At 37.4% G+C, this 19065-nt stretch carries 8 protein-coding genes; 7 read left to right on the top strand and 1 reads right to left on the bottom strand.

Translation table 11 applies throughout. The features are described 5' to 3' along the window. Positions 1–299: 299 nt before the first annotated feature. Both ACM55M_RS10585 and ACM55M_RS10580 read left to right on the top strand, forming a co-directional pair. Positions 300–13484, top strand: a complete 13185-nt coding sequence (locus ACM55M_RS10585; RefSeq protein WP_416857593.1) for a T9SS type A sorting domain-containing protein — start codon at positions 300–302, stop codon at positions 13482–13484. Between the two features lie 143 nt (positions 13485–13627). Further along, positions 13628–13816 (top strand): hypothetical protein, encoded by a 189-nt coding sequence (locus ACM55M_RS10580; RefSeq protein WP_416857591.1) that lies wholly within the window; start codon positions 13628–13630, stop codon positions 13814–13816. Between the two features lie 99 nt (positions 13817–13915). Here the strand turns inward: ACM55M_RS10580 and ACM55M_RS10575 are convergent, their stop codons facing one another. Further along, on the bottom strand, positions 13916–14368 hold the full coding sequence (locus tag ACM55M_RS10575) for a DUF4442 domain-containing protein (RefSeq protein ID WP_416857590.1): 453 nt from the start codon (positions 14366–14368) through the stop codon (positions 13916–13918). 263 nt (positions 14369–14631) lie between these two features. Between ACM55M_RS10575 and ACM55M_RS10570 the strand changes: the two genes are divergently transcribed. The 5 genes from ACM55M_RS10570 to ACM55M_RS10550 all read left to right on the top strand — a co-directional run bounded on the left by ACM55M_RS10570 (position 14632) and on the right by ACM55M_RS10550 (position 19051). Beyond that, positions 14632–15087: a DUF4870 domain-containing protein gene (locus ACM55M_RS10570; protein ID WP_416857589.1), complete on the top strand. Its 456-nt coding sequence runs from the start codon at positions 14632–14634 to the stop codon at positions 15085–15087. Between the two features lie 226 nt (positions 15088–15313). Beyond that, the gene (locus ACM55M_RS10565) at positions 15314–15646 is read left to right on the top strand and encodes a PadR family transcriptional regulator (RefSeq protein ID WP_314897111.1); all 333 of its coding nucleotides are present in this window, start codon (positions 15314–15316) and stop codon (positions 15644–15646) included. Positions 15647–15648: 2 nt separating this feature from the next. Further along, positions 15649–17385: a PspC domain-containing protein gene (locus tag ACM55M_RS10560; RefSeq protein WP_416857587.1), complete on the top strand. Its 1737-nt coding sequence runs from the start codon at positions 15649–15651 to the stop codon at positions 17383–17385. A gap of 2 nt (positions 17386–17387) precedes the next feature. After that, positions 17388–18128, top strand: coding sequence for a head GIN domain-containing protein (locus ACM55M_RS10555; RefSeq protein ID WP_416857586.1), 741 nt, complete (start codon positions 17388–17390; stop codon positions 18126–18128). Positions 18129–18217: 89 nt separating this feature from the next. After that, the gene (locus ACM55M_RS10550) at positions 18218–19051 is read left to right on the top strand and encodes a GIN domain-containing protein (protein WP_416857585.1); all 834 of its coding nucleotides are present in this window, start codon (positions 18218–18220) and stop codon (positions 19049–19051) included. The last annotated feature ends 14 nt before the right edge of the window (positions 19052–19065 follow it).

Here is a 19065-nt window from a genome sequence, read left to right as displayed (position 1 = left end):
AATCCTTTCATCGAAAAAAAAAATTTTTTTTAAACAATATCATCATAAATACTTAATTTTAAGACATGTAAGCCAAACACATTAAAACGAAAAGTAAATAAATAGTACTCCGAGCACAATTCTTCTTGTTACTTTTTGTGTAAAAAATAAAAATTACACCAAAAACTGTAACAGGCAGATAGATTTTCATTGAAAACAATACCACTACAATAAAACATTATTTGTTTCTAAGGACAGCATGAATTTCTCTATGCCTTTTTATAAAAATATTAATCGTTTGATTTTAAAATGTAGGTATCATGAAAAAAAATTACTGTAACTTCCATATAAATTTATCTTTAGCATTAATCGTATCGAAAAATTACCATTTGTTTTTGATTGTTTTGCTTGTTTTTTTTGTTAACATTGATAGTTTTGCTCAAACAATATCAAGTTTTACTCCAACTAATGCCTGTACTGGTTCTGGTGCTTCAGTTGTCATAACTGGAACCGGTTTTAGTGGAGCTTCCTCAACAACTTTTAATGGTGTCGCAGCAACTTCTTTCATTGTAGACAATGATACCCAAATTACTGCCGTCTTACCTGCAACTGCCACAACTGGACTTATTTCGGTGAAACCGGCTTTAGGTCCGGATATTATTAGCTCGGGCACATTTACTGTAAATAATATTTCCGTTCCATCGGTATCAATTCTTGCAAATCCTGTTAGTCCTATATGCTCTGGAACTTCGGTAACATTTACTGCGACTCCTATAAATGGAGGTAGCACTCCAGCGTACCAATGGTATCTTGCTGGAATTGCTGTTGGTACAAATAGCCCCACTTTCACAACCAATTCTCTTGTTAATGGAAATCAGGTGAAAGTTGAAATGACTTCAAATGCAATCTGCCCAGCTCCTGCTACAGTAACCAGTAATATTTTAACGATGACGGTGAATCCTTTGCTAACACCATCTGTTACTATTGAAGCAACTGAAACAACATTTTGTGCAGGGACATCAGTGACATTTAGTGTAGATGCATTGACCAATGGCGGTCTCACTCCAACCTATCAATGGCGTTTAAATGGGACTCTAGTTGGAACAAACAGCAACTCATTTACTTCCTCAACACTTTCAAATAATGATGTTATTACATTAGATGTAACATCATCAGCTTCCTGTGCCATACCTGCAATGGTTAGCAGTAATTCAATCCAAGTTACGGTTAATCCGAATGCAACAATTGGTTTAACTTCGGGAGCTGGCACTAATAATCAAACATTATGTGAAAGCACATTAATGACAAATATTACATTTAGTATTAGTGGTGGTGGAACCGGTGCAGGAGTAGCTGGTTTACCTGCAGGAATATCTGGTAATTTCAGTGGAGGAATATTTACAATAAGTGGCACTCCTACCGTGAGTGGTTCATTTCCTTATACCATTACAACAACAGGAACTTGTACTCAAACTACAGCGACTGGAACAATTACTGTAAATCCTATTGCAATAATCAGTTTAACTTCAGGGGTAGGTACAAATATTCAAACAAGATGTATTAATGTTGCGATAAGTAATATAATATATACAATAAATGGTGGTGGCACCGGAGCAGGAGTAACAGGTTTACCTGCAGGAATAACAGGTGCCTTTAGTGCAGGTACATTCACCATCAGTGGAACTCCAACTGCAGCAGGTACTTTTAATTATACGGTAACTACAACAGGCACCTGTTCCCAAGCTACAGCAACAGGAACAATAACGGTTAATCCGGATGCCGCAATCAGTTTAACTTCGGGAGCTGGAACTAATAATCAGACATTATGTGCAAGCACATTAATGACAAATATTACATTTAGTATTAGTGGTGGTGGAACTGGCGCTGGAGTAACAGGTTTACCTACAGGAATATCTGGTAATTTCAGTGGAGGAATATTTACAATAAGTGGCACTCCTACCTTGAGTGGTTCATTTCCTTATACCATTACAACAACCGGAACTTGTGTTCAAACTGCAGCGACTGGAATAATAACCGTAAATCCCAATGCAACAATCAGTTTAACTTCTGGAGCAGGTACTAATAACCAAACAAGATGTATTAATGTTGCAATAAGTAACATCACATTTACAGTAAGTGGCGGAGGTACCGGAGCAGGGGTAATAGGCTTACCATCAGGCGTTACTGGTAGTTTTAGTGGAAACACTTTTACAATCAGCGGAACACCAACCGTTGCAGGTATATTTAATTATACGGTAACAACAACAGGTACTTGTTCTCAGACTACTGCGACTGGAATAATTACAATTAATCTGGATGCCGCAATCAGTTTAACTTCGGGAGCTGGCACTAATAATCAAACATTATGTGCAAGCACATTAATGACAAATATTATATTTAGTATTAGTGGTGGAGGAACCGGCGCAGGAGTAACAGGTTTACCTGCAGGAATATCTAGTAATTTCAGTGGAGGAATATTTACAATAAGTGGCACTCCTACCGTGAGTGGTTCATTTCCTTATACCATTACAACAACTGGTACTTGTTCCCAAGCAATAGCAACAGGAACAATTACAGTTAATCCTATTGCAACAATGAGTTTAACTTCGGGAGTTGGAACTAATATTCAAACAAGATGTATTAATGTTGCGATAAGTAATATCACATATACTGTAAGTGGTGGAGGAACCGGAGCAGGAGTAACAGGTTTACCTGCAGGAATAACAGGTGCTTTTAGTGCAGGTACATTCACCATCAGCGGAACATCAACCGTTGCAGGTATATTTAATTATACTGTAACAACAACTGGTACTTGTTCCCAAGCTATAGCAACAGGAACAATTACAGTTAATCCGAATGCAGCAATTAGTTTAACTTCGGGAGCTGGAACTAATAATCAGACATTATGTGCAAACACATTAATGACAAATATTACATTTAGTATTAGTGGTGGAGGAACCGGCGCAGGAGTAGCTGGTTTACCTGTAGGAATATCTGGTAATTTCAGTGGAGGTGTGTTTACAATAAGTGGTACTCCTACCGTGAGTGGCTCGTTTCCTTATACCATTACAACAACCGGAACTTGTGTTCAAACTACATCTACCGGAATAATAACCGTAAATCCCAATGCAACAATCAGTTTAACTTCTGGAGCAGGTACTAATAACCAAACAAGATGTATTAATGTTGCAATAAGCAATATCACATTTGCAGTAAGCGGTGGAGGTACTGGATCAGGTGTAACAGGTTTACCATCAGGCGTAACAGGCACTTTTAATACAGGTATATTCACCATCAGTGGAACTCCAACTACAGTGGGTACTTTTAATTATACGGTAACTACAACAGGTACCTGTGCCCAAGCTACAGCAACAGGCACAATAATAGTTAATCCGGCACTTGTTCCTTCGGTAAATATTTCCAGTACTACAACATCAATATGTTCAAGTTCCGGAACTTCAGTAACTTTTACTGCAAGTCCAACAAATGGTGGAACTACTCCAACTTACCAATGGCAAAGAAACGGAACAACTATTGTTGGAGCAACAAGCTCCACTTATACCACTACATCACTAGCAAACCCATCTACAATCACGGTTGTAATGACTTCAAATGCTACCTGTGCATCACCAATTACAGCTACCAGTAATAGTATTGTGATGACAGTTTATACAGGAACTCCTTTACTCCCAGCAAATCCAATATCAGGTCCTACAGCAGTTTGCCCCATTGCTTCCACTACATATTCAGTATCCGCCGTGAGTGGTGCGACTCTTTACACTTGGACTGTTCCTACAGGCTGGGTAATAAATTCCGGACAAGGAACTATATCAATTAATGCAACTGCAACAGGATCAGCAACAATAGGAAATAATCAAAACATTAGTGTTCAAGTAAGTAACCCATGTGGCACTGGTAATTTAAAAACTTTTAATGTTGATGTAAATACTTTTGCGGCCGTGAACCTTGGTGCTGATATTAGTATGTGTTCTGGAACAAGTATTAGTTTAAATCCTATATTAACAGGTAATGCAAATGCCCTTACATTTACATCCTCTAGTGGAACAATTAGCGGAGGACCATATCCAGTAATATATACTTATACACCAAACATTTCAAGTGGCACGGTAACAATTGATGCAACCTCAAATGACCCTGCGGGAAGTTGCACCTCTGGAACTGATCAATTAATTATTACTATAAACCAGACTGTGGCAATTACGTCACAACCTGTAGCTACCCAAACAGCATGTTCTGGAACGAACGTAAGTTTCAGCATAACGGCATCAGGTACAGGATTAACTTACCAATGGAGAAAAGGTGGAACAAACCTTGTTAATGGAGGCAATATAGGCGGTGCGACTAGTGCGACTTTAACATTAACCGGTGTTTTAACAGCCGATGCCGGAAGCTATAATGTCGTGGTGAATGGAGCCAGTCCTTGTGCTGCGGTTACTTCTTCAAATGCTGTTCTCATTGTAAACCAAGTAGTGGCAATCACTACCCAGCCTGCAGTTACCCAAACAGTGTGTTCAGGAAATTCAGCCACCTTTAGTGTAACGGCAACCGGCACAGGTTTGACCTATCAATGGCGAAAAGGTGTAACCAATCTTTCTAATGTCGGCAACATCAGTGGAGCCACAACAAATACTTTAACTATTAACCCTGTGGCATCAGGCGATGCTGCAGCGGATTATAATGTTGTAATAACAGGAACGGCACCATGTACTTTTGTGACTTCCAATAATTCAACTCTGGTCGTCAATGATGCAGTGGCAATTACGTCACAACCTACAGCTACCCAAACAGTATGTTCTGGAACAAACGTAAGTTTCAGCGTAACGGCAACGGGTACAGGTATAACCTATCAGTGGAGAAAAGGTACTACTAATCTTGTAAACGGAGGCAATATAGGCGGTGCAACTAGTGCGACTTTAACATTAACCGGTGTTTTAACAGCCGATGCCGGAAGCTATAATGTCGTGCTGAATGGAGCCAGTCCTTGTGCTGCGGTTACTTCTTCAAATGTTGTTCTCATTGTAAACCAAGTAGTGGCAATCACTACCCAGCCTGCAGTTACCCAAACAGTGTGTTCAGGAAATTCAGCCACCTTTAGTGTAACGGCAACCGGTACAGGTTTGACCTATCAATGGCGAAAAGGTGTAACCAATCTTTCCAATGTCGGTAACATCAGTGGAGCCACAACCAATACTTTAACTATTAACCCTGTGGCATCAGGCGATGCTGCAGCGGATTATAATGTTGTAATAACAGGAACGGCACCATGTACTTTTGTGACTTCCAATAATTCAACTCTGGTCGTGAATGATGCAGTGGCAATTACGTCACAACCTACAGCTACCCAAACAGCATGTTCTGGAACAAACGTAAGTTTCAGCGTAACGGCAACGGGTACAGGTATAACCTATCAGTGGAGAAAAGGTACTACTAATCTTGTAAACGGAGGCAATATAGGCGGTGCAACTAGTGCGACTTTAACATTAACCGGTGTTTTAACAGCCGATGCCGGAAGCTATAATGTCGTGGTGAATGGAGCCAGTCCTTGTGCTGCGGTTACTTCTTCAAATGTTGTTCTCATTGTAAACCAAGTAGTGGCAATCACTACCCAGCCTGCAGTTACCCAAACAGTGTGTTCAGGAAATTCAGCCACCTTTAGTGTAACGGCAACCGGTACAGGTTTGACCTATCAATGGCGAAAAGGTGTAACCAATCTTTCTAATGTCGGTAACATCAGTGGAGCCACAACCAATACTTTAACTATTAACCCTGTGGCATCAGGCGATGCTGCAGTGGATTATAATGTTGTAATAACAGGAACGGCACCATGTACTTTTGTGACTTCCAATAATTCAACTCTGGTCGTGAATGATGCAGTGGCAATTACGTCACAACCTACAGCTACCCAAACAGCATGTTCTGGAACGAACGTAAGTTTCAGCGTAACGGCAACGGGTACAGGTATAACCTATCAGTGGAGAAAAGGTACTACTAATCTTGTAAACGGAGGCAATATCAGTGGCGCAACTAGTGCGACTTTAACATTAACCGGTGTTTTAACAGCCGATGCCGGAAGCTATAATGTCGTGGTGAATGGAGCCAGTCCTTGTGCTGCGGTTACTTCTTCAAATGCTGTTCTCGTTGTAAACCAAGTAGTGGCAATCACTACCCAGCCTGCAGTTACCCAAACAGTGTGTTCAGGAAATTCAGCCACCTTTAGTGTAACAGCAACCGGTACAGGTTTGACCTATCAATGGAGAAAAGGTGTAACCAATCTTTCTAATGTCGGCAACATCAGTGGAGCCACAACCAATACTTTAACTATTAACCCTGTGGCATCAGGCGATGCTGCAGTGGATTATAATGTTGTAATAACAGGAACGGCACCATGTACTTTTGTGACTTCCAATAATTCAACTCTGGTCGTGAATGATGCAGTGGCAATTACGTCACAACCTACAGCTACCCAAACAGCATGTTCTGGAACGAACGTAAGTTTCAGCGTAACGGCAACGGGTACAGCTATAACCTATCAGTGGAGAAAAGGTACTACTAATCTTGTAAACGGAGGCAATATCAGTGGCGCAACTAGTGCGACTTTAACAATCTCAAATGTGTCGACAACGGATACTGCGAATAATTATAATGTTGTGATAACTGGCACAAGCCCTTGCGCACAAGTGACTTCAAACAACGTAATCTTGCTAGTAAATCGTAGAGTTATCATAGGAACTCAGCCATCTAATGTGGGCATATGTGCCAGTAGCCTTGCACAATTTGGTGTGGTGGCCAGTGGTGACAATCTTACTTACCAATGGTACAAAGGAACTTTCCCTGGCACTGCGGTTACCAATACTGCATTTATTACTGGGGCTCAAACAAATATTTTAAATTTTAGTCAGGCATTTTTGTCTGATGATGGTATTTATTATATTGTCGTAAGTGGTGCAAGTCCTTGTGCCTCTGTAAAGTCAAATGAGGTAACCTTAAATGTAGACCAATCCATTTTAATTACAGCCCAGCCTGTTGCACAAACTGTTTGTGAAGGCGCTTCCAATATTAGCTTCTCAGTTACTGCAAATGCAGGCGGTGATCCTATTACTTATCAATGGAGAAAAAATGGCACCAACATTTCAGGGGCAACAACTCCAACCTATACAATTGCAACAGCAGTTTTAGCTAGTACAGGTAATTATGATGTGATTGTTTCAGGACCTTCGGGTTATACTTGTCCAACGGTTACTTCTGTTAGCGCAGCACTTACGGTTACACCAACAGTAGGCACACCAACAGCAATTACCATAGCTTCAGGAACAGACCCAAGTTGCCAAATAACTGCTGCTACCACTACCTATGCTACTACAGCTACCAACAGTACTGGCTTTAACTGGTCATTAAGTAATCCAGCAGCAGGAACTATCAATTCATCAGGAGTGATGACGTGGGCAACAGGATTTTCTGGTTCAGTCAATATCCAAGTAACAGTGAATGGCTGTAACGGCCCTTCAGTACAGGTAATCAGAACAGTTAATGTTACGCCAACAGTAGGTACACCAACAGCGATTACCATAGCTGCAGGGACAGAACCAAGTTGTCAAATAACAGCTTCTACTCCAACCACCACCTTTGCTTCCACAGCTACCAACAATACCAGTTTTAACTGGTCAGTAAGTAATCCAGCAGCAGGAACGATCAACTCATCTGGAGTGATGACATGGACAACAGGATTTTCTGGTTCAGTCAATATTCAAGTAACAGCAAATGGCTGTAACGGTCCTTCAGTGCAAGTAATCAGAACAGTTATTATTACACCAACTGTTGGCATACCAACAGCGATTAGCATATCTGCAGGGACAGAACCAAGTTGTCAAATAACAGCTTCTACTCCCACCACAACCTTCTCTTCCACAGCTACCAACAGCACCAGCTTTAACTGGTCAGTAAGCAATCCCGCAGCAGGAACTATCAACCCATCAGGAGTAATGACATGGACAACAGGATTTTCTGGTTCCGTCAATATTCAAGTTACGGCAAATGGTTGTAACGGTCCTTCGGTACAAGTAATCAGAACAGTTGCTATTACACCAACAGTTGGTACACCAACAGCGATTACCGTATCTGCAGGGACAGAACCAAGTTGTCAAATAACAGCTTCTACTCCAACAACTACCTTTACTTCCACAGCAACTAACAGTACAGGCTTTAACTGGTCAGTAAGTAATCCAGCAGCAGGAACTATCAATTCATCAGGATTGATGACATGGACAACAGGATTTTCTGGTTCAGTCAATATCCAAATAACGGCAAATGGTTGTAACGGCCCTTCGGCACAGGTAATAAGAACAGTTCTTATTAACCCTACACCAAATGCAGTGGCAACAAATTCAGCTCAAACAATTTGTTCAACAACTACAATTACAACAATGGTTTTATCTGGAAATGTAGCTTCAACGACTTTCAATTGGACTAGAAATAATATAGGAACTGTTACGGGAATTACAGCTAGTGGAAGTGGAGACATCAGTGGAAGTCTAACTAATACTACTAATGCACCCGTAACCGTAACTTTTACTATTACCCCTATAGCTAATGGATGTTCCGGCACTCCAATAATAGCAACAGTTCTCGTTAATCCTACACCAAATGCAGTGGCAACAAATGCTGCTCAAACAATTTGTTCAACAACAGCAATTACAACAATGGCTTTTTCCGGAAATGTAGCTGTAACTACTTATAATTGGACTAGAGATAATACTATCTCAGTAACCGGAATTGCAGCCAGTGGAAGTGGAAATATTAGCGGAAGCCTAACAAACACTACTAATGCAGCTGTAACGGTGACTTTTACAATAACTCCTATGGCTAATGGTTGTAATGGAGCACCAATAATAGCAACAGTTCTCGTTAACCCTACTCCAAATGCAGTAGCAACAAATGCCGCTCAAACCATTTGTTCACAAAGTGCCATTACAGCGATGGCTCTTTCTGGAAATGTGGCTTCAACTACGTATAATTGGACCAGAGACAATACAGTAGCCGTAACCGGAATTGGCGCCAGCGGAAGCGGAAACATCAGCGGAAGCTTAACCAACAATACTAACGCACCAGTAACCGTGACTTTCACTATTACCCCTACAGCTAATGGATGTGGTGGAACACCCATAACCGCAACAGTTATCATTAACCCTACGCCAAATGCAGTGGCAACAAATGCTGCTCAAACAATTTGTTCAGCAAGTGCAATTACAACAATGGCTCTTTCCGGAAATGTAGCTGCAACTACATATAATTGGACTAGAGATAATACAGTTTCAGTAACAGGAATTGCCATCAGTGGAAGCGGAAACATCAGTGGAAACTTAACTAACACAACTAGTGCACCCATAACCGTAACTTTTACAATCACACCAACTGCTAACAGTTGCAATGGAACACCAATAACCACGACAGTTTTGGTGTATCCAACTCCTAATGCAATAGCAACTCCGGTGACACAAACACTATGTTCTGCAAGTGCAATTACAGCAATAGTTTTATCGGGAAATGTTCCATCAACTACTTATAATTGGACTAGAGACAATACAGTAGCCGTTACGGGAATAGCTTCCAGCGGAAGTGGAAACATCAGTGGAAGCTTAATAAATAATACCAATTCAGCTGTAACGGTGACTTTTACGATTACACCGACGGCAAATGGTTGTACCGGGACACCAACAACTGCAAGAGTTAGTATTGAAGCAGCTTCAGCAGGAGGCGTAGTTACCGTTTCTCAGCCCAGTATCTTACCAGTTGTCAGAATCGTTACCGTATGCCATTCTGCCAGCGGAACGATATACTTAAGTGGGCATACAGGCAGTATAGTACGATGGGAATCTTCAACTACAGGAGGAGCTAGTTGGATTCCAATTTCAAATACTGGTATAACATACGATTATTCAAATATTTTGGCCACTACACTCTTTAGAGCCATTATCCAAAACGGATCATTATGTACGCTGGCCTATTCCTCCACATCAATTATAAACGTAATTCCAAATATAAAACCTTCACCAGTAACTGCTACACCATCCACAATATGCAACGGTGATTCTACCATTCTATCTTCTCAAAGCAGTTACGCGACGAGTCAAAGCTTAGCCTCCGGGGGTGCTTTTGACACTGCCAATCCAAAAAACTGGTTGGTGGATGGTTGTGGAAATTGTCTGTCTGCCGGTGGTAGTAATACCAATCCAGGACCATTTCAGGAAAGTGCTACCAATGGAGGAACTTATTCTGGCATCAATTATACCTCTTCCGGAAAATTTGTGATTGCCAATGGTAATTTCAACTCCATATTACAAACACCTGTTTTCAATACCTTAGGATTATCATCGGCAAGTTTGCATTTTGATCATGCCTATAATTTATTAGCTGGTGCTTCAGCAAAAGTTGAAATTTCTATAGATGGAGGCACCTCATACAACGCTATTTTGGCACAGTATAATGGACCAGCCACTCAGCTTCCATATACTATTACTACTAATATGAGTATTGATTTGAGTGCTTATTTGGGACAAACCAACTTAAAAATACGATTTAACTACCAAGGTACAGTTGGAAGTTCATGGGCAATAGATAACATTGAAATCCCTGAAGCTCCTATAGGAGTGCTAACATCTCAATGGGTTGATACCAATACGAATACTGTTATAAGCAATACCAATGCAACCAATGCAACTGTATCGCCAACTGTAACAACAACCTACGCTGTAACATCCTACCTTAACGGTTGTACTAGTTTTGGACCTAACGGAACTACTTATGTGACCGTAACAGTTAATCAAAGACCTGTAGTTAGCGCTCCTCCCGGGATAATTTGCTCAGATGACACCACTAATATTCCCCTAACAAGTAGTGAGCCGGGAACAACATTTGCATGGACTGTAGTTCAAACTGGAGTATCGGGGGCAAGTCCTGGTACTTTAAATACTATTGCGCAAAAATTAACAACAACAGGCGCTACAGCCGGAACAGCTGTTTACACAATTACACCTACTTCTAACGGATGTATGGGAACAGCAAAAACAGTAACGATAGCAGTAAATCCTAGACCTACAGCAAACATAGGACCATCACAAACGATCTGTTATGATGGTACAGCTACTTTTAGCATTGCATTAACAGGAACTGCACCTTGGACTATAACCTATTCTAATGGGATAACACCTACAACAGTAACTACCACCACAAACCCTTATACTTTTAATATAAGTGGCATCACCGTAAATAAAACATATACCATTACAGGATTGAGTGATGCAAATTGTAATCCTGCATTACCGCAAGATTTGACAGGTTCTGCTACAGTTACAGTTTTAACTGGTACTGCCGGTATATGGACAGGATTGGTAAGTACCGATTGGTTTGATTGTAAAAACTGGGAGCAAGGGTTGCCTTCAAGTACAATAAATGCTGTTATCAATTCCGGATTTACAAATATGCCAGTCATAAACCCATCAACATCTCCTTTTGCGGCAGCATACAGTAATATTGCCAGCGCACAAGATTTAATAATTGCCAACGGGGCTTCGGTTACTATGGCGCCATCTAGTATTTCAAATTTACAAATTAGTCGCGACTGGAAAAACAGTGGCTCTTTTGTTCCTGGAATTGGAACAGTAACCTTTAATGGTGCAACAGCAAATCAAATTCAGACTATAAATGCAGCAATAAAAACCAATGAAACTTTTTATAATTTAACCACAAATAATTCAGGTACAGCTAAAGGAATAAGTGTAGTTGATGGCTTTGAATTAACAGTTTTGAATAATTTGACTTTAACACAAGGTGATTTACGCTTAACTGGAGAAGCACAATTAGTTCAGGCTGGAATAGCAGCAAATCCAATTGGTGGTCAAGGAAAATTATTGAGAGACCAACAAGGTCAAAAAAATAGTTTCAATTACAATTACTGGTCCTCACCTGTAAGTACAAATAACACTAATTATTCCATTGGCGGTGTTTTAAGAGACGGTACTGATGTTACCACAAGTCCATTTAGTCCTGGAACCATAACTTTTGGAGATGGAGCTTATTTTGCAGATGGAGCTGCTACAAACCCAATAAAAATAAGTAACCGCTGGTTGTTCAGCTATAATTCTCTTACCCCTGATTCTAATACTGGTTTACAAAACTATTTTCAATGGAACTATATTGGAAGTAATAGAGTCATAAAAATAGGCGAAGGATTTACAATGAAAGGAACTGATGGAACGGCTTCTCTTTTATTTTCACAAAATTATGTTTTTGTTGGCAAGCCAAATTCCGGGAATATCCCATTAAATATAGCCGTAGACCAAACTTATCTGATAGGAAATCCATATCCATCAGCACTTGATGCCGATGAGTTTATAAAAGATAATTTAAAAGATTGTAGCGGTTGTAGAGCCAGTGCAAATATCTTTAATGGAGCTCTTTATTTTTGGGATCATTTTGGATTAACAAGCAATCACTTTCTGGCTGAATATGTTGGAGGTTATGCAACTTATACATTAATGGGTGGATTAGTTGCCATTGCTAATGACCCTTTAAACATAAATAATGGTTCAACCGGAGCTAAAACACCAAAACGCTACATTCCAGTGGCTCAAGGCTTCTTTGTAGATGCTTCATTAGCCTCATCATTAGCAGGAACAGTAGCTACGGTTCAGGGCGGAACCCTGAATTTTAAAAACAGTCAACGAGCCTTTATTAGAGAAAGTTCTGGAAATTCTATATTTATGAAAGAAAGTCTTTCTAAAAAAGAACAACTTGTTTCCATTGACCAAAGACCTAAAATCAGATTGAGTTTAGCATCTTCAATAGGAATAAATCGACAATTACTGGTGGGAGTTGACAGTAATACTACAAATCAATTTGACATTGGTTACGATGCCCCGATGCTAGAAATAGAAGGAGATAATATCTACTGGGAATTTAGTAATAGTAAATTTATAATTCAAGCAATACCCGATTTTAATGATGATCGGATAATCTCTTTAGGCCTCACTATAGTAAATGAAGGCATCGCCGCTATAAAAATTGATGCCCTTGAAAATATATCTGAAACGACTAAAATTTATTTATATGATAACGTAACGGGCATTTATCATGACATTCGTAATAGTAATTTTACAATTTCATTAGCTGCCGGCGAATACAGAAACCGTTTCTCCCTTCAATTCACAAATAAAACACTTGGTGTTGATGAGAACAATTTGAATGACGGACTTATGATTTTATATTCAACTAATTATAAAGTCTTAATTATCCAAAATAAAGTTCTGGATTTAACGGTGAATGATGTACGTCTTTTCAATTTGTTAGGACAAGCAGTAGCAAATTGGGATGTGAAAAATGAAAATCAAAACAGAATTCAAATTTCGATCAAAAATCTACCTTCTGGAGTTTATATTGTAAAACTGAAAACTTCTAAAGGAGATTATAGCAAAAAAATAATTATCAAATAAATTCAATTACAAATGATTAAAAAAGCCTCATTTTAGTAAAATAGTATTCGTAATTTTAAAATTGGTTTAATTTATTACATATATTTGGATCGAATTTTTGGATTCAAACCCAAAGAAAAAAAAACCATCTTAAAGTTATTAAAATGAAAAAAATTATTATACTTATAACTATCGCTTTCTTTTCAGTTACTGTTGGCGCACAAGAAGTAAAACCAGTTGTAAAAGAAAAAGCTAAAAAAGAATCTTGTTGTAGTAAAAAAGATTCAAAATCAAAAGCGGAAGGAAAAAAATGTGATGCATCAATGGCTAAAGCCAATGGAAAAAAATGCTAAGCTAAAGCGTAACTATTCCATTATTCATAAAAAACGCCTCTTGATTTTGAGGCGTTTTTCTATTTTTTATAATTCCGATACAAAATTATTAAGCGTTTTTTATTTAACTCTTACACTCCATTCAAAATCCATTTCGGAAACTTGGATTCCTTTTTCGTCTGTTCCAATAGATTTCATCCAGAAAGTTTGCCCTTCTCCACTAGCAATAGTGTCTTGAATGGCTTTTTCAATTAAATGCCCATCGGTACAAGTAAAAGTAATTCTTCCTGTTGCTTTCTTTGTAAAATTCCCTTTGTTGTTAGCTACTAACATCGATATTTTCTTATCGTTTTTTTGAATTTGATACATGACCAAAGCTCCTGTAGAGAGTTCAGCAGCCATAGCCTGAACCGCAAAATACATGGAATTAAATGGATTTTGATTAATCCAGCGGTGTTTTACTGACACTACACATTTATCTTCGTCTATCTCTTTTACACGTACGCCACATATAAATGCCGAGGGTAATTTGAACAATAGAAATTTATTAAGTTTTGATGCGGTAAGTTTCATATGAAGCTACTATTTGTTTTTTATAGGACTCGAGCGAGAGCGAACAGGCGAAGCAATATGGTATCGCTATTCTTTATTCTTTTTGGGATTTTGAATCATGGCGAGTTCATTATTACTGGTTTTTTTTGCTAAAATACAAAAAAATACTATGCATACATATTAAAATATTTTGTTAATTATTTGTTAATATTAAGTACTATGTGATACAAGATACTGTCTTTTAGCTATATATTTGCATAAGAAATTACTATATACTTTTAATCATGGAAACAACTACCGAAAAAAACACCGCTACATTTACGCATTTGAGTGCATTAACTCAATACTTTATTCCTTTTGGGAATTACATTTTTCCAATATTGATTTGGTCTTCAAAAAAAGACAAATCGGAATTTGTGGATTATAGTGGAAAACAAGTGCTGAATTTCCAATTGAGTTTATTACTGTATTCTTTAGTACTCATTATGATCGCTGTTCCTATCTTTCTAATTACTTTCTTAAAGAATATTCCTTTTGAAGCGCTAATAAATGATCACGATATTGTTTTAAGAAATTTTAGTTTTGAGGGTAACATCGGAATGTTAACAGTAGGTTTAGTAGCTGTTTTAATTTTTGGTCTTTTGAAAGTGGCTGAATTCTTTTTAATCATTTATGCTTCCATAAAAACATCAAATGGTGAAAAATACAACTACCCAATTACAATTCCGTTTATTAAATAGTAAATACTAAATTAGGTAAGCAGTTTCTAAATAGCCCTGATTGAAATGGAAATCCTTTTTTATTTTTCTTTTAAAAATAAAAAAGATTGAAATGGAAAGCAGGAAATAGCTCCAAAAAGAAAGAGTGCTAAGCAATGAGAGATTGCTTCGTTCCTCGCAATGACAAAATCAATCATCAATCAAAAAATGAATAGTTTAATCAACCAAAAATCAAAAAAAAGAAATTATGAACATTGAAAACACAAAAGCCCAGATGCGTAAAGGTGTTCTCGAGTTTTGCATCTTATCTGTATTAAAAGAAAAAGATGCCTACACATCGGAAATATTAGACACTTTGAAAAACGCAAAATTGTTAGTCGTGGAGGGAACCATTTATCCGCTGCTCACCCGATTGAAAAATGATGGTTTGCTCAACTACCGTTGGGAGGAATCAACATCAGGACCACCAAGAAAATACTATGGTCTGACCGAAATAGGACAAGCTTTTTTAAATGAACTTAGTGGCACTTGGACTGAATTATCTGATGCCGTAAACCTTATAACCAATCAAAAACAATAGTCATGAACAAAACTGTAAATATAAACCTAGGCGGAATGTTCTTTCATATAGATGAAGATGCATACCAAAAATTAACGCGATACTTTGATGCTATAAAACGTTCTTTATCGAATTCATCAGGTCATGATGAAATTATAAAAGATATTGAAATGCGTGTTTCGGAATTATTGAACGACAAACAAAAAAGCGATAAACACGTTGTAGGATTAAAAGATGTAGATGAGGTGATTGCCGTAATGGGACAACCTGAAGATTACATTATTGAAGATGAATTGAAAGTTTCTAACAATTATAGCAACAACGTAAATAGAAGATCAAAAAAACTGTACAGAGATAAAGAAAAAGGGATGATTGGCGGTGTTGCTGCAGGATTAGGACACTATTTTGGAATCGATGCCGTTTGGATCAGAATTGTTCTACTATTATTAGTTTTTGGTGGATTTGGAACTGGTATTCTAGCGTACATTATCCTTTGGGTTGTAACACCAGAAGCTATTACGACTTCCGAAAAACTAGAGATGACAGGCGAACCGGTTAACATTTCGAATATCGAAAAAAAAGTTAGAGAAGAATTTGAAAGCGTTTCCGGAAAAATAAAAAATGTTGATTACGACAAATATGGCAATCAAATAAAAACGGGTGCCAGTAGAATAGGAAACTCATTTGGTGATTTTATAATGACTGTTTTCAAGGTTTTCGCAAAATTCCTGGGTGTGATTTTGATTATTACAGGAATAGCTACTCTAGTTTGTTTGCTAATTGCAGTTTTCACTTTAGGTTCTTCGAATTTTATTGATGTACCGTGGCAAAGTTTTATTGAAGCGGGAAATTTTACCGATTATCCTATATGGTCTTTTGGACTATTGATGTTCTTTGCTGTTGGTATACCCTTCTTTTTCTTGACCCTATTAGGATTTAAATTATTATCCCCAAATATGAAGTCAATAGGAAATATTGCAAAATACACTTTATTAGCACTTTGGATAATTGCCATAACCATCCTAATTTCTATTGGAATAAAACAAGCATCTGAAGTGGCATACGAAGGAAAAACAGTTCAAAAAGAAACTATTAATCTAATGCCAAATGATACTTTATATGTGAAATTTAGATACAATGATTATTACACTAAAAGCATTAATGACAGAGAAAACTTCAAGTTTGTTCAAGATTCTGCAAATAATGAATTAATTTATTCTAACAATGTAAGATTACAAATTTTACATACTGACGAGAAATTACCATTCATTCAAATTGAGAAGATGGCAAGGGGAAAATCATTTCAAGATGCCAAAAAAAGGGCTGAAAAAATCAAATACAGTATTAAAATTGAAGGGAATAATTTGATTCTAGACAATTATTTATTGACTGAAGTGACTAATAAATTCCGTGATCAGGAAGTGGAAATTTTCTTATATTTACCTCAAGGAACTCTATTGAAACCCGATTCTTCAGTTCAGGATTATGACAGATCAGATGATTCGTTCTTCAACTTACATTACAGCTCTGACAACTATATTTATAGAGTAGAAAATTCACAAATAAAATGTTTGAATTGCCCTGCTGATGAAAATGAATATGATGACGTAGAAGATGATTCAGAAAATGACAGCACTCAAACATCTGTTACTATCAATAAAAACGGGGTTTCTGTAAAAAATGATACTATCATTAATTCCAAAAACAACATTCAAGAACTAAAAATTAATAAAGACGGCATTATCATTAAAACCAAATAGCCATGCTAAAAATCATCACATTAATCACAAAATTCATTATTGTCACTTTGGTTGCCTTATTGTTTGCATCGTGTAATCACATGATAAACATAAAATCAATAGCAGGAAGTGGCCATGTCACAACCGAAAAGCGAATTGTACAAGGCGATTTTAAGAGCATTGAAGTCAGCAATGCTATAGATCTTGTCATTGAACAATCAGACAAAATAGAAATCATTGTTGAAGCTGATGATAATTTGCAAAAAGAAATCACAACAAAAGTAGAAAATGGCACACTTATTATTGCCTGTGATTACAATTCTTTCAACAATATAAAATCAAAAAAAGTAACCGTAAAAATGCCTATTATTGATCAGTTAGAAGCGTCTGGAGCTGCTACAATCAAAAGCATAAATACAATAAAAGGGGAAAGTATCAGACTCGAAGCATCCAGCGCAGCTTCAATAAATTTGAATATTGAATCCGATGCTATTTATAATGAATCCAGTAGCGGAAGTACTATTGTCATCAATGGTAAAGCACTTAAACTCGAAGCAACAGCGTCAAGTGGAAGTACTATAGATGCCAAAGATTTATTGGCAAATGAAATAAAAGCCCATTCCTCAAGTGGCAGTACTGTAAATGTTCATCCAATTGTGAGCTTAGATGCAGAAGCATCAAGCGGAGCAAGCATAAATTATAATACTATTCCAAAATCGATTCGGAAAGAAGCTCATTCAGGAGGGAGTATTCATCAGGAATAAGAATTCCTTTTTTAATCAAAAATTAGACAAATCATCCATCAAAAGTGGATGATTTTTTTATATTTGTATACATCCTAATTCAAATGAAAATGAAAAAACATACTGTAATAATGCTGCTCCTTTTATCAACTGTATTGACATTTGCACAGAAAAAAGATAAAATAAAAGGTTCGAAAACGGTTACCGTTGAACAAAGAGAAGTTGGTAATTTTGAATCGCTTGAAGTAGAAGATAATATTGAAGTTCATTTGGAAAGAGGAGAAAAAACGGAACTGAAAATTGAAGCTGACGATAATTTACATGATATTATTTCAGTTGATTTAAGAGACAAAACACTGCGCATTTATACCACTAAGGAAGCAGTAAGTCCCAAAAAAATAATTGTAAGAGTTACCTATACTAAAGATTTAAACTTGATAATTTCAAAAAACGAATCGACTGTAAATGCAATACAAGAAATTCAATTGGACAATTTAACATTTAAAGCTTATGATTTTTCCCAACTTTATTTGAATGTCAATACCAAGAATTTTATACTACAGGCTGATGACAAATCAAAAACAGAACTTAATTTGAAATCCGAAAACGCAATTATCGAATTAAGTAAAAATGCATCTCTAAAAGCATTAGCTACTACTGTTGATTTGAAAGTGGATATGTACCAAAAATCAACCGCGACTATTGAGGGTGACGCGACCAATGCAAGTATCCGATTGGATAACAATTCAGCATTAACAGCCAGTAAACTTACCCTAAAAAATGCCGATGTAACCACCGAAAGTTATTCCAATTGCAGTTTAAACGCAACTGTAACAGTTATTGTAGATGCTGCCGAAAAATCAGAAATTCAGCTTTTGGGAACACAAAAAATCGAAATACGAAAATTTGCCGATGAAGCTAAATTGTTTAAAAAATTGAAATAGAGAATCTTCCCCCA

Origin of the sequence: Flavobacterium galactosi, assembly GCF_048158585.1 — a bacterium.
Taxonomy (GTDB): domain Bacteria; phylum Bacteroidota; class Bacteroidia; order Flavobacteriales; family Flavobacteriaceae; genus Flavobacterium; species Flavobacterium galactosi.
The sequence above is the reverse complement of the archived record's forward strand: the minus strand, read 5'-3'. Positions and strand labels throughout refer to the sequence as shown.

Coding starts and splice junctions, on each gene's coding strand:
- ACM55M_RS10550 (WP_416857585.1), top strand. CDS start 18,218: ATGAAAAAACATACTGTAATAATGCTGCTCCTTTTATCAACTGTATTG.
- ACM55M_RS10575 (WP_416857590.1), bottom strand. CDS start 14,368: ATGAAACTTACCGCATCAAAACTTAATAAATTTCTATTGTTCAAATTA.
- ACM55M_RS10565 (WP_314897111.1), top strand. CDS start 15,314: ATGAACATTGAAAACACAAAAGCCCAGATGCGTAAAGGTGTTCTCGAG.
- ACM55M_RS10555 (WP_416857586.1), top strand. CDS start 17,388: ATGCTAAAAATCATCACATTAATCACAAAATTCATTATTGTCACTTTG.
- ACM55M_RS10570 (WP_416857589.1), top strand. CDS start 14,632: ATGGAAACAACTACCGAAAAAAACACCGCTACATTTACGCATTTGAGT.
- ACM55M_RS10585 (WP_416857593.1), top strand. CDS start 300: ATGAAAAAAAATTACTGTAACTTCCATATAAATTTATCTTTAGCATTA.
- ACM55M_RS10580 (WP_416857591.1), top strand. CDS start 13,628: ATGAAAAAAATTATTATACTTATAACTATCGCTTTCTTTTCAGTTACT.
- ACM55M_RS10560 (WP_416857587.1), top strand. CDS start 15,649: ATGAACAAAACTGTAAATATAAACCTAGGCGGAATGTTCTTTCATATA.